Source organism: Natronoarchaeum sp. GCM10025703 (genome assembly GCF_042661985.1).
Lineage (GTDB): Archaea > Halobacteriota > Halobacteria > Halobacteriales > Natronoarchaeaceae > Natranaeroarchaeum.
Genome location: NZ_JBHSZF010000002.1, coordinates 68,104 through 89,065, shown reverse-complemented (window position 1 = coordinate 89,065; position 20,962 = coordinate 68,104). Strand labels below are relative to the sequence as shown.

At 58.0% G+C, this 20,962-nt stretch carries 22 protein-coding genes and 2 pseudogenes; 14 read left to right on the top strand and 10 right to left on the bottom strand.

Annotated features, from left to right (window positions below; genetic code table 11):
* Positions 1 to 98 precede the first annotated feature (98 nt).
* From ACFQH2_RS17550 to ACFQH2_RS17540, 3 genes are all read left to right on the top strand, one after another.
* Positions 99 to 1,709 carry an ABC transporter permease gene (locus ACFQH2_RS17550; protein ID WP_377050395.1) on the top strand — a complete coding sequence of 537 codons (1,611 nt, stop codon included), beginning with the start codon at positions 99 to 101 and terminating at the stop codon, positions 1,707 to 1,709.
* Positions 1,710 to 1,793: 84 nt separating this feature from the next.
* Positions 1,794 to 2,717 (top strand): NAD-dependent epimerase/dehydratase family protein, encoded by a 924-nt coding sequence (locus ACFQH2_RS17545; RefSeq protein WP_377077120.1) that lies wholly within the window; start codon positions 1,794 to 1,796, stop codon positions 2,715 to 2,717.
* Between the two features lie 117 nt (positions 2,718 to 2,834).
* The gene (locus tag ACFQH2_RS17540) at positions 2,835 to 4,103 is read left to right on the top strand and encodes a saccharopine dehydrogenase family protein (protein WP_377050391.1); all 1,269 of its coding nucleotides are present in this window, start codon (positions 2,835 to 2,837) and stop codon (positions 4,101 to 4,103) included.
* Positions 4,104 to 4,120: 17 nt separating this feature from the next.
* On the opposite strand, the gene ACFQH2_RS17535 is transcribed toward ACFQH2_RS17540, so the two are convergent.
* Positions 4,121 to 4,339, bottom strand: coding sequence for a YgaP-like transmembrane domain (locus tag ACFQH2_RS17535; RefSeq protein ID WP_377050389.1), 219 nt, complete (start codon positions 4,337 to 4,339; stop codon positions 4,121 to 4,123).
* Complete coding sequence (gene msrB, locus ACFQH2_RS17530; RefSeq protein WP_377050387.1) at positions 4,336 to 4,770, bottom strand: peptide-methionine (R)-S-oxide reductase MsrB; 435 nt, start codon at positions 4,768 to 4,770, stop codon at positions 4,336 to 4,338. Before msrB ends, ACFQH2_RS17535 begins: the two co-directional genes overlap by 4 nt.
* A 137-nt stretch (positions 4,771 to 4,907) precedes the next feature.
* On the opposite strand from msrB, the gene ACFQH2_RS17525 reads away from it, so the two are divergent.
* From ACFQH2_RS17525 to ACFQH2_RS17515, 3 genes are all read left to right on the top strand, one after another.
* Positions 4,908 to 5,063, top strand: coding sequence for a hypothetical protein (locus tag ACFQH2_RS17525; protein ID WP_377050385.1), 156 nt, complete (start codon positions 4,908 to 4,910; stop codon positions 5,061 to 5,063).
* Between the two features lie 86 nt (positions 5,064 to 5,149).
* Positions 5,150 to 5,308 (top strand): hypothetical protein, encoded by a 159-nt coding sequence (locus tag ACFQH2_RS17520; protein WP_377077058.1) that lies wholly within the window; start codon positions 5,150 to 5,152, stop codon positions 5,306 to 5,308.
* A 29-nt stretch (positions 5,309 to 5,337) separates the two neighbouring features.
* Positions 5,338 to 5,727 carry a hypothetical protein gene (locus tag ACFQH2_RS17515; RefSeq protein WP_377077057.1) on the top strand — a complete coding sequence of 130 codons (390 nt, stop codon included), beginning with the start codon at positions 5,338 to 5,340 and terminating at the stop codon, positions 5,725 to 5,727.
* A 565-nt stretch (positions 5,728 to 6,292) separates the two neighbouring features.
* On the opposite strand, the gene ACFQH2_RS17510 is transcribed toward ACFQH2_RS17515, so the two are convergent.
* On the bottom strand, positions 6,293 to 7,156 hold the full coding sequence (locus ACFQH2_RS17510) for a DUF2250 domain-containing protein (RefSeq protein WP_377050381.1): 864 nt from the start codon (positions 7,154 to 7,156) through the stop codon (positions 6,293 to 6,295).
* A gap of 313 nt (positions 7,157 to 7,469) precedes the next feature.
* Between ACFQH2_RS17510 and ACFQH2_RS17505 the strand changes: the two genes are divergently transcribed.
* From ACFQH2_RS17505 to ACFQH2_RS17495, 3 genes and pseudogenes are all read left to right on the top strand, one after another.
* Entirely contained in the window at positions 7,470 to 7,688 is a 219-nt protein-coding gene (locus tag ACFQH2_RS17505) for a hypothetical protein (protein WP_377050379.1), read from the top strand.
* Between the two features lie 101 nt (positions 7,689 to 7,789).
* Complete coding sequence (locus ACFQH2_RS17500; protein WP_377050377.1) at positions 7,790 to 8,815, top strand: PrsW family intramembrane metalloprotease; 1,026 nt, start codon at positions 7,790 to 7,792, stop codon at positions 8,813 to 8,815.
* 173 nt (positions 8,816 to 8,988) lie between these two features.
* A pseudogene (locus tag ACFQH2_RS17495) lies at positions 8,989 to 9,628 on the top strand (IS6 family transposase).
* A gap of 7 nt (positions 9,629 to 9,635) precedes the next feature.
* Here the strand turns inward: ACFQH2_RS17495 and ACFQH2_RS17490 are convergent.
* From ACFQH2_RS17490 to ACFQH2_RS17475, 4 genes and pseudogenes are all read right to left on the bottom strand, one after another.
* Positions 9,636 to 10,956 (bottom strand): annotated as a pseudogene (locus ACFQH2_RS17490) (transposase); the annotation flags it as partial.
* A gap of 258 nt (positions 10,957 to 11,214) precedes the next feature.
* Entirely contained in the window at positions 11,215 to 11,547 is a 333-nt protein-coding gene (locus tag ACFQH2_RS17485; protein WP_377050371.1) for a DUF5789 family protein, read from the bottom strand.
* A 41-nt stretch (positions 11,548 to 11,588) separates the two neighbouring features.
* Positions 11,589 to 11,783 carry a hypothetical protein gene (locus tag ACFQH2_RS17480; protein ID WP_377077056.1) on the bottom strand — a complete coding sequence of 65 codons (195 nt, stop codon included), beginning with the start codon at positions 11,781 to 11,783 and terminating at the stop codon, positions 11,589 to 11,591.
* A gap of 163 nt (positions 11,784 to 11,946) precedes the next feature.
* A complete protein-coding gene (locus ACFQH2_RS17475) occupies positions 11,947 to 12,417 on the bottom strand; it encodes a hypothetical protein (RefSeq protein WP_377050367.1) in 471 nt (156 codons plus the stop codon).
* 349 nt (positions 12,418 to 12,766) lie between these two features.
* On the opposite strand from ACFQH2_RS17475, the gene ACFQH2_RS17470 reads away from it, so the two are divergent.
* Positions 12,767 to 13,153: a hypothetical protein gene (locus tag ACFQH2_RS17470; protein WP_377077055.1), complete on the top strand. Its 387-nt coding sequence runs from the start codon at positions 12,767 to 12,769 to the stop codon at positions 13,151 to 13,153.
* Between the two features lie 84 nt (positions 13,154 to 13,237).
* Here ACFQH2_RS17470 and ACFQH2_RS17465 read toward each other — a convergent pair whose 3' ends face one another.
* Positions 13,238 to 14,500, bottom strand: coding sequence for an RNA-guided endonuclease InsQ/TnpB family protein (locus ACFQH2_RS17465; RefSeq protein ID WP_377050363.1), 1,263 nt, complete (start codon positions 14,498 to 14,500; stop codon positions 13,238 to 13,240).
* Positions 14,501 to 16,345: 1,845 nt separating this feature from the next.
* Between ACFQH2_RS17465 and ACFQH2_RS17460 the strand changes: the two genes are divergently transcribed.
* Positions 16,346 to 16,576 (top strand): hypothetical protein, encoded by a 231-nt coding sequence (locus ACFQH2_RS17460; protein WP_377077054.1) that lies wholly within the window; start codon positions 16,346 to 16,348, stop codon positions 16,574 to 16,576.
* 861 nt (positions 16,577 to 17,437) lie between these two features.
* Here ACFQH2_RS17460 and ACFQH2_RS17455 read toward each other — a convergent pair.
* On the bottom strand, positions 17,438 to 17,581 hold the full coding sequence (locus ACFQH2_RS17455) for a hypothetical protein (protein WP_377077053.1): 144 nt from the start codon (positions 17,579 to 17,581) through the stop codon (positions 17,438 to 17,440).
* Positions 17,578 to 18,048 carry a histidine phosphatase family protein gene (locus ACFQH2_RS17450; protein ID WP_377077052.1) on the bottom strand — a complete coding sequence of 157 codons (471 nt, stop codon included), beginning with the start codon at positions 18,046 to 18,048 and terminating at the stop codon, positions 17,578 to 17,580. The genes ACFQH2_RS17455 and ACFQH2_RS17450 overlap by 4 nt, the downstream gene beginning before the upstream one ends.
* Positions 18,049 to 18,194: 146 nt before the next feature.
* Here ACFQH2_RS17450 and ACFQH2_RS17445 point away from each other — a divergent pair, with 146 nt between their 5' ends.
* From ACFQH2_RS17445 to ACFQH2_RS17435, 3 genes are read left to right on the top strand one after another with little or no spacing between them, the layout of a single operon-like run.
* A complete protein-coding gene (locus ACFQH2_RS17445) occupies positions 18,195 to 19,028 on the top strand; it encodes a phosphoenolpyruvate hydrolase family protein (protein ID WP_377050357.1) in 834 nt (277 codons plus the stop codon).
* Positions 19,028 to 19,459 (top strand): cupin domain-containing protein, encoded by a 432-nt coding sequence (locus ACFQH2_RS17440; RefSeq protein WP_377050355.1) that lies wholly within the window; start codon positions 19,028 to 19,030, stop codon positions 19,457 to 19,459. The genes ACFQH2_RS17445 and ACFQH2_RS17440 overlap by 1 nt, the downstream gene beginning before the upstream one ends.
* Positions 19,456 to 20,844, top strand: coding sequence for a Tm-1-like ATP-binding domain-containing protein (locus ACFQH2_RS17435; protein ID WP_377077051.1), 1,389 nt, complete (start codon positions 19,456 to 19,458; stop codon positions 20,842 to 20,844). The genes ACFQH2_RS17440 and ACFQH2_RS17435 overlap by 4 nt, the downstream gene beginning before the upstream one ends.
* The last annotated feature ends 118 nt before the right edge of the window (positions 20,845 to 20,962 follow it).

Genomic DNA, 20,962 nt, shown 5'->3' with positions numbered 1-20,962 from the left:
CTAAACAATTATATCCATCGGACTCGTTCGATGACGGGATCGGAATCGTTAACAGTCGGTGCAGCCTCTCTCCCTCAAGCACAGCCGTTTCCTGGATTATGAGTTGGACACGACGGATACGCGACGTCCTGACCGACGGCGACGACCAACTACCGCTGGGGCTGACGCTGCTCTCCGCGGCCATCGCCGGAACGATGGTCTTCCCACTCGCGTGGCTGGTGATAGAGGCCGTCACCGTCGATCCCTCGCGGGCGACTGAGCTGCTTTTCAGCCGTGGCACTGCCGAGGTAATAGAAAACAGCCTACTGTTGATGGCTGGCGTGACGACGCTGTCGATCATCCTCGGGGTACCACTGGCGTACCTGACGGTGCGGACCGATCTCCCATTCCGCCGGTTCTGGTCGGTTATCATCGCGCTCCCGTTGGTCGTTCCGAGCTATGTCGGCGCGTTCGCGTTCGTCTCCGCGTTTGGCCCCCGAGGCGAGTTTCAGGACGTGCTCGCCCCACTCGGGATCGAACAGCTCCCGGAGATCTACGGGCTTCCGGGGACGATTTTCGTGATCACCCTGTACACGTACCCGTATGTGTATCTCACCACTCGAGCAGCCCTCCGCTCGCTCGATACCACGCTGATCGAGGCGGCTCGGACGCTGAACCACGGCCGCATCGAGGCGTTCCGCCGGGTGACGCTTCCGATAATCCGACCGGCGATCGCCGCTGGATCACTCCTGTCGGCGCTGTACGCCGTGTCCGACTTCGGTACGCCGTCGATCATGCAACTGCCGGTGTTCACGCGACAGATCTACGTCGAGTACAACGCGTTCGGCCGCGATTACGCCGCGTTGCTCTCCTTGCAATTGCTCGGTATCGTGCTCGTGGTCCTCGCGCTGGAGTGGCTGGTCCGGTCTGACCGGGACGCCCACGGCGACGACACCGGCAGCACCGACCGACTCGTGAGTCTGGGACGCTGGCGCTGGCCGGCAACCCTGCTGCCCGCGTCGGTGGCTACAATCGCGCTCGTCGTCCCCATCTGGATCCTCCTGTTGTGGCTGCGCCGCTCCGATGCCGGGCGTCGCCCCTCGATGGCGTTCGAGTGGGTCCAGGTAATCAACTCGGTCTCCGTCGCCGCGGCGGCCGCCATCGCCGCCGCGCTGGTGGCCATCCCTGTCGCCTATTTCGCCGCGACAAGCGACTCGCCGTTGTCGACCCTGTTCGAGCGGGCCACCTACGTCGGCTTTGCTGTGCCCGGGATCGTGTTAGCGCTCGCGCTGGTCTACTTCGGCTCCGGCTATCTCCCGTGGATCTACCAGACGATCCCACTGCTCGTGTTCGCGTACGTCGTCCGGTTCCTGCCGCAGGTCGTCGGGTCGACCCGAACCTCGATCCTGGGGGTCGATCCCAGACTGGCCGAGGCGAGTCGCACACTCGGGGAGTCCTCGGTGGGCGCGTTCCGCCGCGTGACGTTCCCGCTCACCCGCTCGGGGATCGTAGCTGGCGCCGCCCTCGTCTTCCTCACGACGATGAAAGAGCTTCCCGTTACCCTCATTCTTCGCCCGTCCGGCTTCGAGACCATCGTCACACAGATCTGGCGCGCTCAGAAGACCCAGCTCTACCAGTACGCGGTCGTACCAACGCTCATCCTGCTCGTGATTTCCGGGCTCTCGATGGTCGTCATTCTCGCAGGCGAAGGGAGCAACCGAGGGCTCTGACGGCGGGCGGCCGGACTGCCCCCGGTCCTTCAGAATCCCACATGTACTTGTGGCCGCCGAACAGAGCACCGCGCATGTTTCCCGATTCTGAACGTTCTCGTTACTGGCGGTGCAGGGCTCGTCGGGAGCCATCTCGTCGCAGAGCTTCTCGACCGCGGTGCAACTGTCCGCGTCGCCGACGACCTCTCGAAGGGTGACCCCGACAGGGTGCCCGACGGCGCGGAGTTCGTCGAGGCGGATCTCACCGACACCGCTGACGTCGCCAGAGCCGTCACTGACGAACTGGACATCGTTTTCCATTTCGCCGCGTACACCGACACGAACTACGACGACGACCGCGAACTGTTCGAGGCGAATACGGCCATGACCTACAACGTGCTCGAACGGATGCGCGAGGTCGGCGTCGATCAGTTCGCGTTCACTTCCTCCTCGACCGTCTACGGCGAGGCACCACGCCCCACGCCGGAAGACCACGGCCCGCTGGAACCCATCTCTATCTACGGCTCCTCGAAGCTCGCCGACGAGGCGCTGATCTCGACGCACGCCCACTCCTACGATCTCACCGCCTGGGTGTTCCGGTTCGCAAACATCGTCGGGCCCAATCAGCGCGGCACCGTGATCCCCGACTTCATCCAGAAGCTTGACGCGGACCCGACCGAGCTAACTATCCTCGGTGACGGCCGGCAGGAGAAATCCTACATGCACGTTACGGAGTGCGTCGATGCCATCTGTCACGTCGTCGAACACGCCGACGAGGACCTGAACGTCTACAACCTCGGCACCCACACGACAACCTCGGTCACGAGCATCGCCGACGTCGTCAGCGACGAACTCGGCGTGGATCCGACCTACGAGTACACCGGCGGGGACCGCGGCTGGACCGGCGACGTCCCGCGCATGCGGCTTTCGATCGAGCGCCTCGTGGACCTGGGCTGGGAGCCGTCGCTATCGAGCGACGAAGCCGTCCGCCGGAGCGCGCGTGAACTCGTCGCGGAGATTGTCGACTGACCGGGTCGCTGGATGCCGCTTCGAGTCGGACGTCCCGACGAGCCAGGGGCCTCACCGGTATCGTTGTGGTAACCCTGACAATTTAGCCGCTCGACAGCGTACTGGACCGTGATAGACGTGTCAGATACAGACCGACAGTACGATCTGGTGGTGTGGGGCGCGACTGGCGTCGCAGGGAGCTTCGTGGCTGAGTACCTCACGGAACAGTATTCGCCGGACACGCTCTCGTTGGCTCTCGGCGGGCGGGACGCGGACCGACTCGAAGCGCTTGCTTCGGATCTCGCTCGTCGGAGCGAATGGGGTGAGATCCCGATACTACTCGGCGACGCGACGGATCCTGAGAGCCTTCAGGATATCGCTCACAGCACACGCGTCGTCTGCACGACTGTCGGGCCGTATACGGCGTACGGAACGCCGCTCGTCGAGGCGTGTATCGACGCCGAAACGGACTACTGCGACCTGACTGGGGAGGTAACCTGGGTCCGTGAGATGATCGACCGCTATCACGACGCGGCGGTCGATGCCGACACGCGTATCGTGCACAGTTGCGGCTTCGACTCCGTCCCTGCGGACCTCGGGACCATGCTCGTCCAGTCGTACGCGACTGACAAGTTCGACACGCCCTGTGACATGGTTCGGATCTACGTCGAAGACGCCAGTGGCGGCGTCAGCGGCGGCACGCTGGCCAGCATGGCCGAGCAGTTCGAGGCCGCATCGACCGACCCGGTTGCCCGGCAGACACTCCGGAATCCGTATTCGCTGGCTCCGCCGGGAGAACGGACCGGCGTCGACCCGGGCACACAACGCGGTCCGCGAAGGGATCGGTTGCGATCAGCGTGGACCGCACCCTCACCGATGGCCCAGGTCAACGAACGCGTAGTCCGGCGGAGTAACGCACTCCTCGGATACCCCTGGGGCCGGGAGTTCCGCTGTACGGAGGTCATCCCGACCGGACGTGGACTCACAGGCGTAGCCGGTGCGAGCCTTATCACCGGCGGACTCGGCCTGTTCACGGCCGCGATGTCTGTCGGGCCGCTCCGTTCAGCGATCCGTGAGTACGTGTTCCCGGACCCCGGCGAGGGCCCGACGGACGAACAGGTAGAGAACGGTCACTTCACCGTACGTATACTCGGGCAGGGAACGACCGTAGACGGCCCCTTTACCGTGGAAGCCGAGTTCGGGGCTGACCGGGACCCGGGCTACGGCGCCACCGCACGCATGCTCGGCGAATCCGCGATGTGTCTCGTCCAGGACGATACCGACTCGCCACTGGACGGTGGCGTGTTAACCCCAGTCTCGGCGATCGGTGACCCCCTCATCGACAGACTCCGTGACGTCGGATTCACTGCAACCGTCGGTGTAGCGACCGAGAACCAGCGTCCTTGACCTCCTCAGCGCCGACCTCAATCGACCGGACAGCGATCGATACCGAGCACGCGATACAACAGACATCGCTGTGTCGCCCCCTCAACGACCAATACAACTGCGACGATTCCTACCCCGAGCGCCGAGAAGACCGGCACGGTCACCACACCGAATGCGGCGAGTGCAGCGAGCACCGCCAGTGCACCCCCGGCTACAACCCGAGCAATCGCGTCGAGGCGTCCGACGTTACGGTTCATTCTCCAGGCTGCTCTTCGTCACTCGTCGGGGCGAACTCGAGCGCGACGCCGTTGAGACAGTATCGCTTCCCGGTTGGTTCAGGCCCATCGTCAAAGACGTGTCCGAGGTGTCCACCACATTCGGCACAGCAGACCTCGATTCGTCTGTCTAGCAAGCCCGTCTCGCGCTGGGTGGTGACGGCATCGTCGTCGATGGGGTCCCAGAAACTCGGCCAGCCAGTCCCCGACGTGTACTTCTGGTCGGTGTGAAACAGCTTGGTTCTACAGCCAGCGCACTCGAATACACCGTCATCGTCGACGTGGAGGAGTGCAGAGGTGCCAGCAGGCTCCGTCTTAGCCTCGCGAAGCACGCGGTACTCCTCGTCGGAAAGCACTTCTCGCCAGTCGGATTCGGTCTCCGGTTGCCCGTCGTCTGCAACCCGGTTGCTCATACGTATCCATAGGTCCTCGACAGTATGAACGTTATGCGTCCACAGAACGGCTCGCTCCGCAGTTGTAATGATGAATCGGTTCCAGAGAATTTGATTTGGGCCGAAGGTACTTCTTGATAGTGAACGTAAGATTTCATATGGAGATCCGGGTCAACAAGCTGGGTGTCATCGGCGTATTGGGCGTCCTCGGTGTCTGGACGAACGAACCAGCACTGTACGCTCTCTTTGCACTCTTTGCGCTTTTCACTAGCGACCGGACAGTGACAATCGGTGATAATGAACCAGCGTCGTGATACGAGTCCAAGATGGACCAATGACCGATACGTATCCCATCGGTCTCCAACTCGCAAAGCACCCAAAGCAAAAGCCTCACAAAAACATGACATCACACTCGTTGGACTTCCAGTACGAACAAGCAACGACTGTCACGGACCTCTCCAATCGGATTCGTGACTGCGTCGAGACGCTGAGCCTCGAATTCGACGGCTACGACGAGGACCATCTCCGCGGGCCAGGGCTCTACTATGCCATCGTTTGAATCATTCTGTCGGCGAGTTCGCAGAGCCGATGGGTTCGAACACGTGGCCAGTAGATACCTGTCGGAGAGCGTCCGCGGATATCGACGCCTTCTACGATGCCACCAAGCAGGTTGCACACTCCTGCGATGGCGGAGTATGTATCGGAGTCGATGGAAGGATCCTCGAACAGATGGTCCGGTTCAAGAACATCAGTAACGACGAAATAGCGGAGGGACTGAGTCTCGACAGCCTCAACTACGCCGACTGGATGGGAGCGCGACATATGAGTGCGTACGAGACTTCGCTCCGACCGGACGTGATAACGACCATCACGTTAAGCGAAGAGTCAGGGCGTATCACTGTCTTTCAGGATGGGGAGTACGAGACGGTCGAACGTGAGATGATCGGCGGCCCCTGGCGTGGTCAGGAAGACGATTGAACCTCAGAAGCCGACCGCAGGAGTCCTCGTCCTCGAAAGCGCGGTGTGTTTTCGAGTGCAACGGACCGGTTTGGGCGTCGCCGCGGCGTTCCCGGTTCGCACGCTCCAGATGACGCCGACGGTGTCGTTCGGCGGATAGCGGTGCCATCTCTCCCAGGAAATGCTATGCGAACCGGGTGTTGGGAGACCGGAAGCCATCCCGCTGGTAGAACGGTTACTCCGTTACTATATAGTTATCTGACAATTATATCTGTGATTCCCGTAGTTCCGACAGAACCAGCATGCACATTCGGAGACGCATCTTGAAACGAACTACCGGGATTTTCGTTTACTGGGGGCTGATCAGACACCCCTACGGTCGAGAGTATGCTCGCTGGCGGTACAGTCCGACTGGACGGTTTCTCGAGGAGCCAGCGGGCTCTCCACCGCAGGGACAATCAAAAAGAGATCTGTCGTTGGATTCATAATCGACTGATTGACATCCCACTTCGGTATGGAGCGGAGAAATCATCAGCGATGACTAATTGGCAGGTCTACAGAGATCCAAATACCGCAGAGTGAATTTCTAGCTCATCATCGTCCGAAGCGCCTCCTCAGCACGGTCGGTTGCCACGTAGTACGTGTGCTTGCGATGGGTTTCGTCTTTGGGCTTCAGTTTCCGCTCGCTCTGCTTGATCGTGCTGCCCTCGTACTCTGTGACGAGGCCCGTCTGTCGGAGCGCACGGTAGAGGTGGCGGACACGTTCGAACTCAATGTCCAGTTCGTCGGCGGTCATGCGGGCGTAATCCGGGCCGGCGCGTGCCAGACGCTCGACGAGCGTTTGTCCATCGGGCAGGTGCCGGAGGACGTTCACTCGTCCCTCGTCTTCGGAGAGGAACCGGAGGAGATGGTCACCATCCCGGGAGAGCCGATAGTATGTGTGGTGCTGGCGGACCTCGTCCGCCTGCTTGGCTTTGACGCGGCGTTGTTTGACGGTGCCAGATTCGATGCGTTCGAGTAGTCCCGCTGTTTCCATTTCTTTGCACAGCGTTTCGACGTGGCCGCGCTCTGCATCGAGGTGTCCCGCCATCGAGCGGGGATAGTTTCCTTCGACGGCGTCGAGATGGTAACAGATCAGGTATGCGACGGGATCTGCCGGGAGCGGCGCCAACTGTCCGACGACCCGTTGTTTGCGATCGAGTTCGGCTTCGAGTTCTTTCGCTCGTTCGTACCGGGATTGAGCATTGCTTGCAGTATCCGCATCGAGATCAAGCGTGACGTCGATCGACTCACCGCGTGGCGTGTCGAGCATGACGCTGAGCTCCCCGGACTCCCAGTGGGCGCCGGACTCGGTGCGAGCTGTATCCAGTGCCTGCTCGACCTGCTGGTAGCGCGTCATGATCGTATCGGCTTCCAGACGGAGGCGCTCGATCTCGGCCTGGGAGACCATTCTAGCCGTGTGGTACCGCCCTGTCTGTTTGAATCCATCGTGTCCGTTGGTCCTGTGAGGCTCTGGTGAAACCCTCAAGAGCTACCAGGAACTGCTTGATGAGTACTAAACACATATTCACAGGTCACTCTCAGCAGATCCGAGTTCTGGGGGGCGACGTGCTGAATAGCTGGGAGATACGGAATCGATATTCGTTAAAATGTATGAAGACATTCAGGTGATGTTGTGAATTATTACCCAGCTCAGTACCACGGCTCAAAGATCATTGTGCACCATGCTATAGAATTTTAGGTGTGGTACATTATAACACACTATGGGAATCGCCCAGAACACGGGGGAAAGCCTGATTTTGAACGAGACAACGATGACGCTTCACAAACAGGAGCTGGGACTCGGCAAGTTCCAGACTGTATGTGGACACCTCAACCACGTTGGACAGGAAAAATTACGGATAATCGGAGTCCCAGACGTTACCAAGCAAGACAACACGAGCAAGTGTGGACAGTGCTTCGAAGAAGGAGGTGGGTACTAGACGGGACGATGTGTCTCATTGTGAGTGGCTCTCGCTCAGCAGACTGTAATCTCTGCATTCAGTACGCAAGTTCTATCAGTTTTTAAGGATTTCAACAAACCATGGGTTCAGATAAGACGGATCCTGTCGAGGCCGCGGACGACGAGCGAGATCTCTACGGGATCTCATCGTGGGAACGGCGGTCCCTCCTCGATAGCGCCTCGGTCGCGATCTACTGGTTGGCGGTTCGTACCGGCCAGATTCTCTTGATCCTGCTCGCACTGTTGATTTTCCTGGCCGTCGGCGGACTCAGTATTCTGAGAGAGCCCTCAATCGGCGTGCTAACGGCCCTCTCTGCCCTTCCTGCGCTGGCATTGGCGGGGTACGTCTGGTACAGCGATGTAACGACCAGTGAGCCGCTATCGCTGCTCGCGGTTACCTTCATGTTAGGCGTGCTCACGGCAGGGTTTGCTGCCGTTGTCAATAGCTTGTTTCAGCCGGTTTTCACGATGCTCGGTGGTATCGGAATGATTCTGTTTTTCTACCTCATCGTAGGCCCCGTGGAAGAAACGGTGAAACTGCTCGCTGTACGGCTCTATGCGTATAACGACACTCGGTTCGCCGCAGTTATCGACGGGGCAGTGTACGGCGCTGTCGCCGGACTCGGATTCGCTACCATCGAAAATGCCATCTACATCAGTGGAGCAGTTGGAGAAGTCGGCGGTCTGTCTCTCGGCCTAGATCTGATCGGTATCGGCGGTGATATCACTGCAACTCGCGCGTTAGCCGGGCCCGGGCACGTCATCTACTCGTCGTTCGCGGGCTATTACCTCGGGTTAGCGAAATTTAATCCTGAGAACCGCGGTCCAATCATCGTAAAAGGGCTCGTCATCGCCGCGGTAATCCACGCAACCTACAACACCACAGTGGGAATCGGAAGCGGACTGATTCAGGCCGGGACGGGCCTCCCCCAACTTACCGCCTTCTTCATCTACGTGTTGCTGTATGTAGGGGGCTTTGGCTACCTGCTCTACCGAAAAATCCAGCAGTATAAAAATGCCTACCGGGCGGCACATTCGAACGAGACTGACGACAGCGAAGAACCAGTGATTGATGCCGAGATGGATCGACGTCCTCCACACGACTGAAGTCGTGGGATTCCTCCGTGGGCAATCCGGCCAGCAGATTACCCCGGCTGTGAACTTCCGGGTTCGCCGATTCTGGTTTGGTTGAGCGGGCTCGACTGTTTCCCAAAACTGCTGGGTCTCCAGTCGTCGGTCGTGTTAAGTTAGGAACGAGGCGGTCGAAGATTCGGATGTTCATGGCCGAAACCGACCGCCTCAACGAATCTACAGACTGGATCGACTTGGAGTTTGTGCAGCGTGAGAGGACACCCCCGCAGCTCATTAAAAAGGGTATTCGCCACCATCTTGCGGGCCTATCACTCTCGAATACAGTTGTGTTACTTGAGGAGTCGGGTGTCAAACGCAGTCGCACTGCGGTTCACAACTGGGTTCAAAAAGCGGATTTACAGCCGAGCGGCGGTGAGAATCTGGATCGAGTTGCGGTCGATCAAAAATCGATCCGGATCAACGACGAGCAATACTGGCTGTACACCGCGGTTGATCCTGAATCCAACAAAATTCTCCATTCACGACTGTTCCCAACGTATACGGTGCCGATTGCACGAGAGTTTCTCACTGAACTGACCGAGAAACACGCCGTCACAGACGCCGTGTTTCTCGTCGATGACGCAGATGACCTCATCGCCGGCCTTCGACGAGAAAATCTCAGCTACCGCGTCCAGCAACACGGCTTTCAGAAACGCCGTCGAACGTGTCTTTTGTGAGGTAGAACGACGAACATCTTCGTTTTCAAACTGCTTCAGCCACGTTGATCCAGACACCGCAGAATCATGGCTACAAGCTCACGCCGTCTGGTGGAATCAATGGCTAAGTTAACACCGCCCCAGTCGTCTCCATTCCACTCCCAGTACGTCCCATCGGTGGGTGCGTCCCTATCGCGTTCAGCAGATAGGGCGGCAGGCCGCGCCATCGGCCCAACCGTGGTTTGTAGCAGATTCCACGCCCCTGCAATGTCACTGTGCGCGTCAAACTTGCAGTCGTGACACCGGAACGAATCTACATTCCTCGACGTATGCTGGCTTCCGCGCTTCGGACACTCACTGCTCGAATCAGCTTCGCTCATCTGCTCGATACTGATGCCAACATCGCCGAGTGTGAGGTAGAGTCGTTCAACAAGTTGTCGGTGCGACCAGAACGCGTGCGTCTTCTCGTTCACGGTCGCGGACCAGTGCGCGTCCAACACGTCGGTCAGGTCTCCAACGTACACGGTGCCCACGTTACATTCGAGCAGCCAGTCTGCCGCATGTTTCACCGCAGCATCACGGCTGTGGTCGCGCTTCCGTCCGCGGTCATCATACACTCGTTGAATACGCTTGCTCGTGTACTGGTCGTCGGGCAGCTCCGATTGCAACTCGGCGATTAGCCCGGACAAGACTTGGAAGCGGTCGAATTCTGGACGAGCGTGATAGACGGCGGTTTCTCCAGTGGTGGTGACGATTGCGAGTGTGTTGTTCGCGCCCACGTCGATGGCGGCAGAGTATGTTGTGTTCTCGGTGTCGAGTGTGTGAGTGAAGGCATCTAGTCGCTGTTCTTGCAATGTGTCTGGCCGAATGCGAACTGGATGCTTGACACGAAGCACGTCTGCTGGCTCGTCGTAGACGAGTTCTAACCGCGCGTCGTCACCATCCCACTGTGGATTCCCGCGGATTTCGAGCGTGACGCGTTCGTTATGCTCGAAGTCGTATTCCTCTTCGAGTGCTTCACCGACGCCAAACTCCAGCGTACTCTTGTCTTCGGCCCAGTCGAATGTATACAGGTCGTTGCGGACGAGACTGTGTAGTTCGTACCCGTCCTCACGGCTGCCCCAGTACCCCGGTGGACTGGGTTTTTCGGTGACCGAAGAGTCCGAATCGTCGGAGTGTTTGTCGAGGAGGTCGAAGTGACTCCGCCATGCTTCAGCGTTCTTGTGGGCGACTTGCTGGCACGCTGCCTTGCCGAGTATTGGAGCGTATTCGTCGTACAGGTCAGCGTACTCGGTATCCCAGACGTCGCCGTTCTCGGCGAAGTATTTCTGTCGGCGTCGGTAGTTGATTTGGTTCCACAAGGGGGCGTGGGCGATCAACCATTCAGAACAAACACTGCTTGTACCGCTCGGTAGCGGGTTCGGCAGTGTACTCGTTCGTACGTCGCGGTCGGTCGCTCACACGGTAAATATCAGATTATAGATTGTACACGTTAGGATTGCAGTCGGGCTACGGGGCCGTAGTTGTTTCAAAAGTGATGGATTCATCCCACGACTAAAGTAGCGAGCTTTCTCCTATTATTATGTAAGACTCACCCAGAGGCTGTGACAAATCGGCTGCTGAATATAGAGAGTGGATTCAGCAGAGAGGGAACCACAGACGGAGTTGATCTCGGCACAGGCGGTCCAATTCGCGAAATGAGTGTGTTGGTCCGTTGTGCTATCGGCCTATGAGTCCCAGTATCCGTCTGCGAACGTCCTCAGCTGAGTCATATATTTGATCATCAGTTGAAGGAAGTACGTCCTCCAGGGATTTCTTGCCGCCCTGAGTTTCAAGTTCATAATCGCCATAGGCCTCAACTAACTCATCTGTCGTGGCTGGATAGTCGTGCGATTTGAGCGCTTCATCAAGATCACCAAGGCCCTCACCAGGGTCGACGCGCACCGGCTCTTCTTCATCGGTGCGGGTACTTACCTCCTCTTGCATCCGCTCTCGCTGGCGACGTTTTTCATCATCCGCCTGCTCGTCTCGGCCCTGTTTATCATCTGCCATATACCATGGTAGGGGATTCAGGCGGATAACAGTAGGGCTGCCTATCGGAGATACGGGTCGAACTTCCCTTCCCGACTGACCCGGATCTCGAAGCCACTCCCCAGGAAGTTCAGGACCAGGAATACGGCCCCGTCGCCGACGAACGCGATCCCGGCACCCCTGGCGCTGTTGCTGGTCTTCGGTTCCCACCGCTGGGTGTAGACCTCTTGGATCGAAAGGTCCTCCTGAGTCGCCAATGGCTCGGGACCCCGACTCATGCAGTTCGCGCGCAGCATTCGGTGGATTTAGCTAAGCTTAGGGTGTCATATCGAGCCACCTTCTGGAGCTTCTTGACCCCCACCAACACCCGCCAATCCACCGCCCGGCCCACCAGCGTCCGCGTTCCTCCGTTATCTCGCTCTACTCTTCGCGCTCGCCAAAGGCTTCCTCACCCCAGTCGGAGGTGTCGCGGGTCCGCTGGAGGTAGTTCTGGAGCGTCTCGTGGACGGACCGGCCGAGGTCATGTAACTCGCCGTTGATGGCCGAGACCGAACTCGAATCGAGCGATTCGGTCACGTCGTGCTCGCTCCAGTCCTCAGGCACCGTCGGCGCATCGAAGCGGAGGTGTTCGTCCGTTGGATCACGGTAGAAGTCGAAGTCCTGGAACAGGTCAAGGTCGTCGACGACTCGGACCTTCTCCTCGTCGAGGTCCGTGTACTCCGCCCACTCCTCGAACCCCTCACGCCACGCGCCTTCTTGGAGGAGGTCTTCGAGGTCCTCGCGGTAGAATTCCTCGGATCCGAGGGTTTCCGATTCTTCCCAGTCGAAACCTCGCGGTCGTCCCCGGTTCGAGAGATCGGGTGGCTCCGGGACGGCTACGTCGAGTGTCATACGAATAGTAGAATAAGCACGATAATAAAGCCCAGTAGCGATTCCACGAGAAGGTAATCCGGATGAAGTGGTAAGCGATAGGTCGCTCCTCCCCGACACGCTCTGCGGACACATCCTCCCAGTCCCGGGACGGACAGTTAACGTGACTTGCCTGGCCCGCCAACGGACTCTCATGAAAGATTCGCGCCCTACGTCTTGCACGCCAACATGTAACAATATCACACATCTGATAGCTATATCGCCAGAATCAGGCAAGGGACGCTGGAGGACATACCACAAAGCAAAAGAAACAGCACCAACAATAAATTCAGACAATGAAGTTCGTCAAAAAGTCGGTTCAACGTACAGTATGATAAGAAGACGATATCTACGTGGCATCGGAGGTTGTTTCGGTGCGATCTCAGTATCCGGGTGCGCAGAAATCCTCCCGGGTTATAATCAAGATCCTGAGTATCCGGGAGGCACACTGATCGTTGAGAACACAGGTGACCGCCCTGTAGGAGTCTCTGTGAACACAAAATTAGACCGATATGACGCCTCACTCGATACTGAAGTCGCCGGCGGGGAGATGATCGTTCGTCGTGAGTTCGTCACCGCTGAGAAGGGTGATATCGTAACTCTCGAAGCGCAACTCGGCGAGACTGGGGATAAACTAAGTTTCCAGTTTCTCCCCGCAGGCGGCGACACCGATTCGCCGCCAGAAGTGGCCCAACTCGCGTTCAGAAAACGCTGTTGAGGCAAGTGCAACCTGGGTCGCGACAAGCAGGACGTAACATCGGGATACTCAAACCTTTATCAGTTTCATGTGAACTACCCCACCCTACTCGCTCACGGCTTTCGCCGTTCGCTCCTTGAGGGTGGGGCTTCCTGTTTCTACGACGCGCTTTACATCCACGACATCGGTAGCACCCGATGACGTGAACATAGGGAGCGCAGTCTCCACAGGCGTTGTGTCTTCGGACTGTCCCAGTCCTAGCTTCTCGAAACCGCGAGACAAAATGTTAATCGCAGCGTTTGCATCTCTATCCATCTCGAACCCACAGGCGGGGCAAGAGTGTTCGCGCACCCACAATGGTTTGTCTGACCCGACGCCGCACGACGCGCATTCTTTGGTCGTGCCCGCTGGCTCCACCTCAACAAAATGCGTGCCTTCTCGTTTGCACTTGTATTCGAGCATTGTGGTGAACGTATCCCACGCCGCCGATGCAGTATTCCGACTGTTTCCAGCCGACTCCAGCATTGACTTCACGTTCAAATCCTCGACGGCCACCAAGTCGTACTCCGTGGCGTAATAGTTCGAGAGTTTGTGCAAGAAGTCGTGGCGTTTCCGCCTGACTCGCTGGTGGCACTCAGCAACTCTCAGCCGTTGTTTCTCCCAGTTGTTCGACCCGTGCTGTTTCCGAGAGAGCGACCGCTGTTCACGCGTGAGGCGGTCTCGTTCATCTTGCAGGTCGAGTGAGCCGACAGCGCGTCCATCCGTGTCGTGAGCGTATTTGAGGATGCCAACATCAATTCCGACACAGCGGTCTGGATTCTCTGGGATCGGTGGCTCTTTTTTGCCTTCAACAGCGAAGGAAGCGTACCATTCACCAGTCCGTTCTTTCTTAACACAGACCTCTTTGATTGTGACATCATCGGGAATATCTCTGTGGTAACTGATTGGAATGTCAGCAAGTTTCGAGAGTGAGAGGACGGTCTGGCCGTTCTTCTTGTCGAACTCGAAGCCAGACTGAACGTATTTGAAACTCCGAAACTCGCTCGGTGCCTTCCAGTTGAGACTCCCGACGTTGTAGCCGTCCTGTTTGAGTTGTGAAAGTGCTTTGATACTGGCCTCGATTCGCATAACAGCGGCTTGTGCCACTGTCGAGTACAGGTCGGTCAACTCATCCCACCAGTCTTTGAGGTCGGTGAGTTGGTCGCGGACTTGGCGAACTCGTTGGTTGAGGGTGCCTGCTGAGTCAGGGATTTGCTCGAACTTGTTGAGGGCGTGGTTGTATAGTTGCCGACAGGTATCGCGGTGGTAGTCCAGTGTCTCGCGCTGGTCTTCTGTTGGGTGGAGCCGATACCTGTTGGTATAGTGCATTGTTACTGATTTCTCTCTTCAATCAGTTCGTCTAGTTTCTCTTGGACGAACGAGGAGAGATTCAAGTGATTTTCCTGAATCCACTCTTCTTGGTCTTCGCGGATGGAAATTGTTTTGCGCTTTGCCACTTCACACTTTACGTAACTTATGCATTTGAATGTTGTGGTTCGCGTTGGCCTGTGGGACTGCAACAGGACAGTGTATGTGAGATGATGACGGCGCTGTATCCCCGACCTACTCGCTCCCGTTGGTCGCTCTTTGAGGACGGGGGCTTAGCGCCTGTATTCAGCTAATCTTGTCGTCGACTATGACGCCACGACGGTTCTGGTGCTACGATCGAATCGAGAGAAGGGCCGTTAGACACTCTGCAGCTACCGGAACGAGCGAACTCACCAGGGTGGCTCTGTGAGGATTCGGTACCGAGTATGCTGAGTAGTCACAGACTAAGGCGATTTTTGCTGGGGAACTACAAGACGAAGATGCGGGTCGGCGGAAGATGCCAACTAGACAACGACGATGTGTTGTATGTCAGGATGAGCAGCGTCGACGAACCAGGAGATACTGATTCTCGGATAACGTGTGAGTTCGGTTCTATATCGCCACATTGGAGCGATAAAAGCTCGATCATATCAATTTCAAAAGCTGTATTTTAAACGATCAACTAGTTACGGACGGTTCCCCAACATGATCAGATCCATCCGTGTCTTCTCGCACTCTCAAGGGCCACTTTCATTCAGTTGTCACTACCGCTGAGGAGCGTTACATCTGGCAAGAAGCGCCAGAAAGTCCTCACGTCCCAGTTTTTGTTATGAATAAACGCGACGTCGACGGGTATACCTGGATTGTAGAGTTTACTGTGCTGTAATGTTTGGACGGGTCCACTGCGACCGTCTTGACGGCTACTGAAAACTGATAGCCTGACAACGACCGGAGCTAAATCACAATCCATCGAAAGAAACATAAATATTATTATCAATAAACTGTTCTATTGTATATTTGTCTTATAATTCAGAAGTGTTCGGGCGTTTCGGGGTTTTTGACGTGCATCGGAACCTCATCATTGAGGTCGGCCTCGATATCCAGAACTGAGTCCACTATATCGGTTGATAACGTCCTGTAAGGCCGAAACGATATGGGGGTGTCGTAACGACGTTTTCCAGCTCAAGCAGTGGGTCGTCTTCGGCAATCTGTTCGCGGTGCTAGACATACGTCCCCGATCGCCAGATCTCACTGTTTTCGAGGGGTTCTATGAGTGCGCTCTCCCGGAGACACGCTGGCTGGGCGGCGTTGCAGAGGTATGCGTGCTCCGCGTGGCGAACTCGTCAGGGTCGATCAGGTCCCGTTGGGTGGGTATACGTCGGCGTGCAGACTACCGACGTCACTGGCTCAACACAGTCCTTGCAGGTCAGACAACGTCTCGACGCCGAATGGTACCATCTCGACGTGGTACACGAATGGATCGTATGCACAAACTCCTTTCTCGTCTTATAGGCTATTTTTACGCACATATGGTTGTAATGTCTCTTCGACCAGGTGCCAGAATTGTTGATCAAGCAAGTACCAGCAGACACGAGTACAAGGCCAACGGCAGTCAGTATTCGCTTCGTTTGCCGATTTGACCAATCTGGTAAAACACAAAATACAGTAACCGTCTTTTAACTGACCGAGAGCGCTCCAGATATCGTAATACGCCGGCGTGTCAGCTACTACTTTTTAGGCTCAACTGCCAAGTCCTGCACACGAACCGATTCGAGCGCGTCGAGAAGGCCTTCGAGAGTGACCAGCGTCCGTCCGTGTCCCGTTCAGATTCGATGCCGGGAGCACGGTCTCGGGGTGACAGCACAGGTGGATGGTGAGTGGGTCATCGACGACGAGGGGAAGCCGGCCCGGGATGCATTCTGGTACGACGAGCATGCGAGCGATAGCATCGGCGAGAGGCAGGAGTCCGACATCAACAACCGCCTGTACGACGTCTGTGTGAGGGGCCAGTTCCTCGGAACGAGTCTGGCACTCCTGCAGTGGTTGCGCGAACACGAGACGGAGACGATAATGGCTGCGGACATCGTCTTTTTGTAAAGACTGGCTTAAATACAGACTCACCGGTGATATTGCCTCGGATCCGAGCGACATATCGCTTCACTAAGTGGATTCACGGACACCGCTGTGAGGCTACTGCCGATAAGACGTATTTGTGATATATTAGGCAATCCCTCGTCGTTCTATTTCTCTCTAGGGGCATTTAAGGGCACTCAACACCGACGTAACGCCCATCCACCAACTGATTCATTATAGTCATCTTCCCGTCATATGAAAACTTTCATTACCCTTGCTACCGTATCACACAAGTGCGGACGCGGCGAGGACAAACCGGACGATCTGAGTGGGTGCGCCCTTCACGGTGGGCTTGCTCAGATTAGAGGTAAAATCAAAGTGCCCGTAACAGGGCAGCGAGATGAACGCCTCGAAGGAGAACCGAAGTGTGCCAGTACCAGTCCAGCCGGCTGGACTGGTGCGAAGACCAACTATCGGGTGTTGGGTGACCAATACTCGGGAAACCGGCTGCTGGCAACCGCTGGTGTGAGTCCAGCAAAAGCCCGGAAGGGCAATGCCGGGAGAAACCGGCTACCGCCATACAAGGCTGGAAGGGTCGTACGGCGCATGGAAAAGGTCTCCCGTCCGGGTCTTAATCGCGGCGTCCGACCGTCTTCACCGTTGTTTTTCAGAATATCACGAGCGCCATAGACACCCGTCACGGAGACCACAGTTCGGCCAAACGCAGGATTCGACCAGAGCCCCGTATACTACTTACTCGGCAGATTGCGGGCGGACAGACGTAGCAGACTCACCGGCCGGAAGCAGGACGCATTGCTCAGCATTCCTCCGGCCGGGCACCCCGTGAGAGACGGTTGGCTGGATCACCGACCGCCGATTTTCGCGTTACTCCGAGAGGTGATCAGTGTCGCCCGAAAAGGCGAGTTCCCACCCGTCGCCATCCCGGTCGATGCGGGTAATCCCACAGAGCGGTGCCTCAACCCGGTCAGTCGACCCGACGAGTCCACTGGCGACACCGCCGACGGTCATGCCATGACCAACCAGAAGCACGTTTCCGGTGTCTGACCCGTCCTTTCGCGTCGTCTCGACGAGTCTCCGGGCGGCCTCCCCGCTCGGCGCTCGGCCTCCTCGTGGTGTTCCGGGAACTCGGGGATCACGACTGGATCATGATCGAGCCGGACGGTATCGAACCAGTCCGCGAGGTCGTCGTAAGAGGCAGTTTCGGGGTCGCTGTCAAACCACTCGGGGTTGCGGTGTTCGCCGAGTCCGGGTTCGAGTCGGACGGTCCGATTGATCTCCCGACAGATCTCGTCGGCCGTCTGGACCGCCCGAAGAAACGGAGAGGCGTAGACGGCGTCGAATGCGACACCGTTCTCAGCGAACCGGCGGCCGACCCGCCATGCCTGCCAGCGACCGAACTCCGTCAGATCGGGGTCGTGGATCCGGTCGGCGTACGATTCTGAACTCGGGGTCGACGGTATCCCGCCGTTGGCCATGTCTCACTACCCAGACGGACGAATCCATATCGCAGGTATTTGACTCTAGACTTTTGACCTCATCGGCGACCCCGTGGTCACAGATTGTATGTCCTCTGGTTATACACAGTACTATGTAATGATTTATCGAACAGTATGCATGAGCCATGAAGTTCACACGCCAGGAGTCCTTAGATAGACTTCGTGAAGCGGTATCGAGCGGCGAGCCAGTCATCGGTGCGGGTGCAGGCACCGGTATTTCGGCGAAGTTCGCCGAGCGTGGTGGCGTCGACCTGTTGATCATTTACAACTCCGGGCGCTACCGGATGAACGGCCGCGGATCGCTAGCCGGCCTGCTCCCGTACGGCGATGCCAACGAGATCGTCGTCGAAATGGGGCACGAGGTAATTCCGGTCGTCGAGGATACGCCAGTGCTGGCAGGAGTCAACGGGACCGATCCTTTCCGGGAGATGGACGTGTTTATCGAGGATCTCAAGCGACGAGGGTTCTCCGGCGTCCAGAACTTCCCGACGGTCGGACTAATCGACGAGGACAGCGGTTTCAGACAGAACCTCGAAGAGACGGGGATGGGCTACGACAAAGAGGTCGATATGATCCGGGAGGCGGCCGACCAGGACATGCTGACCTGTCCGTACGTGTTCTCCGAGGAACAGGCCCGGGAGATGGCCGAGGCAGGGGCCGACGTAATCGTCTCGCACATGGGCTTGACCACCTCCGGCGATATCGGTGCCGAAACCGCACTCGACCTCGAAACTGCAGCCGAACGGGTCCAGAGCCACCACGATGCCGCGAAAGCGGTAAACGAGGACGTCCTCGTCATCTGCCACGGCGGTCCCATCGCCTGGCCTGACGACGCACAGTACGTGCTGGAGCACACCGAGGGCGTGGTCGGGTTCTTCGGCGCGTCCAGCATCGAGCGCCTCCCAACAGAGGAGGCTATCGAGGACCAGGCCCGCGAGTTCAAGGAGATGGATTTCTGATGGCCGACGAAGAGTACTTTATCACCCCGGACGACGTCGAGAGCCAGCTATTCGACTGGGGCGTCCTGAAGTGGATGAGTACGCCCGAGGTGACCGGTGGCGAGCGCTTCAGCGCGGGCGTCGTCAAGCTGGAACCAGGGAAAGGCCACGAGCGCCACACGCATCCCGACAGCGATGAGATCCTCTTCGTGATCCGTGGCGAAGGCGAACAAGAAGTCGCCGAGCAGACTCGAGAGATCGAGGCTGGCGATATGGTGTTCGTCCCGGAGGGAGTCGAACACGGAACAGTCAACACCGGCTGGGAGCCGTTGCTCCTGCTTGCAGTGTACGCGCCACCCGGGCCGGAGGACGTCCTTCGAGAGCTTCCCGGGTGTGAGATCGTTCCGCCAGGTGAGTTACCGACCCCCGAGAACGTGGAGGGAGAGGAATGAGCGTCGTCATCGTCGGAACCCTCGACACCAAAGGCGAGGAGATCGGCTTCGCACGCGATGTCCTCCAGGCACAGGGAGTCGACACTCACGTCGTCGACGTTGGCGTGATGGGCGAACCGGAGTTCGAGCCCGACACGGGCGCGAATGAGGTCGCCGAGGCCGCCGACAGCACCCTCAATCAGCTCCGCGAGGATGCCGACCGCGGGGAAGCGATGGAAACGATGGGAGAGGGTGCCGCCACCCTCGTTACGCGAATGCACGACGACGGTACCGTGAACGGGGTGCTCGGACTCGGCGGTTCGGGCAACACCTCGATTGCAACCACGGCGATGCGTGCGCTGCCTGTCGGGGTTCCCAAGGTGATGGTCTCGACGATGGCCTCGGGAGATACGGAGCCCTACGTCGGCGCGAAAGACGTGATGATGCTGTATTCGGTCGCCGATATCGAGGGGCTCAACCAACTGTCACGCAAAGTCATCGCCAACGCCGCGCTCGCGATGGTCGGGATGGTTACCAACGATTCTGGCGTCGAGATAGAGGAAAAACCCACCATCGGGGTCACGATGTTCGGCGTTACGACGCCCTGCGTGCAGACCGCCCGCGAGTATCTCGAAGAACGCGGCTACGAGACCATCGTCTTCCACGCCACGGGAACGGGCGGTCGTGCGATGGAAGACCTGATCCGACAGGGGGTCATCGACGGCGTGCTGGATGTGACGACGACAGAGTGGGCCGACGAACTGGTCGGCGGGGTCCTCGCTGCCGGTCCCGAGCGACTCGACGCTGCTGCCGAGACAGGCACGCCTCAGGTGGTCTCCACAGGTGCGCTGGATATGGTCAATTTCGGCCCCCGTGACTCCGTCCCCGAGGAGTTCGAGGGACGAGAGTTCCACATTCACAACCCCCAGGTGACGCTGATGCGGACCACGCCCGAGGAGACAGCAGAACTCGGGGAGATCATCGCCGAGAAACTCAACACTGCGAGGGGCCCGACCGCGCTGTTCCTCCCGTTAGAAGGCGTTTCAATGCTCGACGTCGAAGGGGAGGATTTCCACGACCCCGAGGCAGATTCGGCCCTGTTTGATGCGCTTCGCAAGCATCTCGACGAGTCCATGGAACTAATCGAACGGGAGACCGATATCAACGACGACGCGTTCGCGGCAGCGATGGCTATGAAACTCGACGAGTACATGCGGGCGGCGGGAGAGGCACCGAACTCCAGGCCATCCCGGCGTTGGCCATCGTGGAGAGGGCTAATCTCGAGTGGGATCCCCACCCGTCCGTATTCTCGCGCACTGAGAACAGATATCGCGTATTTTCTCTCTCTCAAGCCACATCAGGTGACGGCTTCATCCACGGCTAAAGCCGTGGGCTTTCGCTTGTAAGACCAGAGGCAGACGAGCGTCCGAGAATCGGATGTTTTTAAACAAGTATATAAAACCTTCGGGGCAAGACGGTAGATGTGCACATCTGACACGGACTCATATCCTGACGTATCGAATC

Coding starts and splice junctions, on each gene's coding strand:
- ACFQH2_RS17520 (WP_377077058.1), top strand. CDS start 5,150: ATGACATCACACTCGTTGGACTTCCAGTACGAACAAGCAACGACTGTC.
- ACFQH2_RS17515 (WP_377077057.1), top strand. CDS start 5,338: ATGGGTTCGAACACGTGGCCAGTAGATACCTGTCGGAGAGCGTCCGCG.
- ACFQH2_RS17500 (WP_377050377.1), top strand. CDS start 7,790: ATGGGTTCAGATAAGACGGATCCTGTCGAGGCCGCGGACGACGAGCGA.
- ACFQH2_RS17465 (WP_377050363.1), bottom strand. CDS start 14,500: ATGCACTATACCAACAGGTATCGGCTCCACCCAACAGAAGACCAGCGC.
- ACFQH2_RS17535 (WP_377050389.1), bottom strand. CDS start 4,339: ATGAACCGTAACGTCGGACGCCTCGACGCGATTGCTCGGGTTGTAGCC.
- ACFQH2_RS17445 (WP_377050357.1), top strand. CDS start 18,195: ATGAAGTTCACACGCCAGGAGTCCTTAGATAGACTTCGTGAAGCGGTA.
- ACFQH2_RS17485 (WP_377050371.1), bottom strand. CDS start 11,547: ATGGCAGATGATAAACAGGGCCGAGACGAGCAGGCGGATGATGAAAAA.
- ACFQH2_RS17435 (WP_377077051.1), top strand. CDS start 19,456: ATGAGCGTCGTCATCGTCGGAACCCTCGACACCAAAGGCGAGGAGATC.
- ACFQH2_RS17505 (WP_377050379.1), top strand. CDS start 7,470: ATGGGAATCGCCCAGAACACGGGGGAAAGCCTGATTTTGAACGAGACA.
- ACFQH2_RS17525 (WP_377050385.1), top strand. CDS start 4,908: ATGGAGATCCGGGTCAACAAGCTGGGTGTCATCGGCGTATTGGGCGTC.
- ACFQH2_RS17440 (WP_377050355.1), top strand. CDS start 19,028: ATGGCCGACGAAGAGTACTTTATCACCCCGGACGACGTCGAGAGCCAG.
- ACFQH2_RS17470 (WP_377077055.1), top strand. CDS start 12,767: ATGATAAGAAGACGATATCTACGTGGCATCGGAGGTTGTTTCGGTGCG.
- ACFQH2_RS17510 (WP_377050381.1), bottom strand. CDS start 7,156: ATGGTCTCCCAGGCCGAGATCGAGCGCCTCCGTCTGGAAGCCGATACG.
- ACFQH2_RS17450 (WP_377077052.1), bottom strand. CDS start 18,048: ATGGCCAACGGCGGGATACCGTCGACCCCGAGTTCAGAATCGTACGCC.
- msrB (WP_377050387.1), bottom strand. CDS start 4,770: ATGAGCAACCGGGTTGCAGACGACGGGCAACCGGAGACCGAATCCGAC.
- ACFQH2_RS17550 (WP_377050395.1), top strand. CDS start 99: ATGAGTTGGACACGACGGATACGCGACGTCCTGACCGACGGCGACGAC.
- ACFQH2_RS17455 (WP_377077053.1), bottom strand. CDS start 17,581: ATGACCGTCGGCGGTGTCGCCAGTGGACTCGTCGGGTCGACTGACCGG.
- ACFQH2_RS17475 (WP_377050367.1), bottom strand. CDS start 12,417: ATGACACTCGACGTAGCCGTCCCGGAGCCACCCGATCTCTCGAACCGG.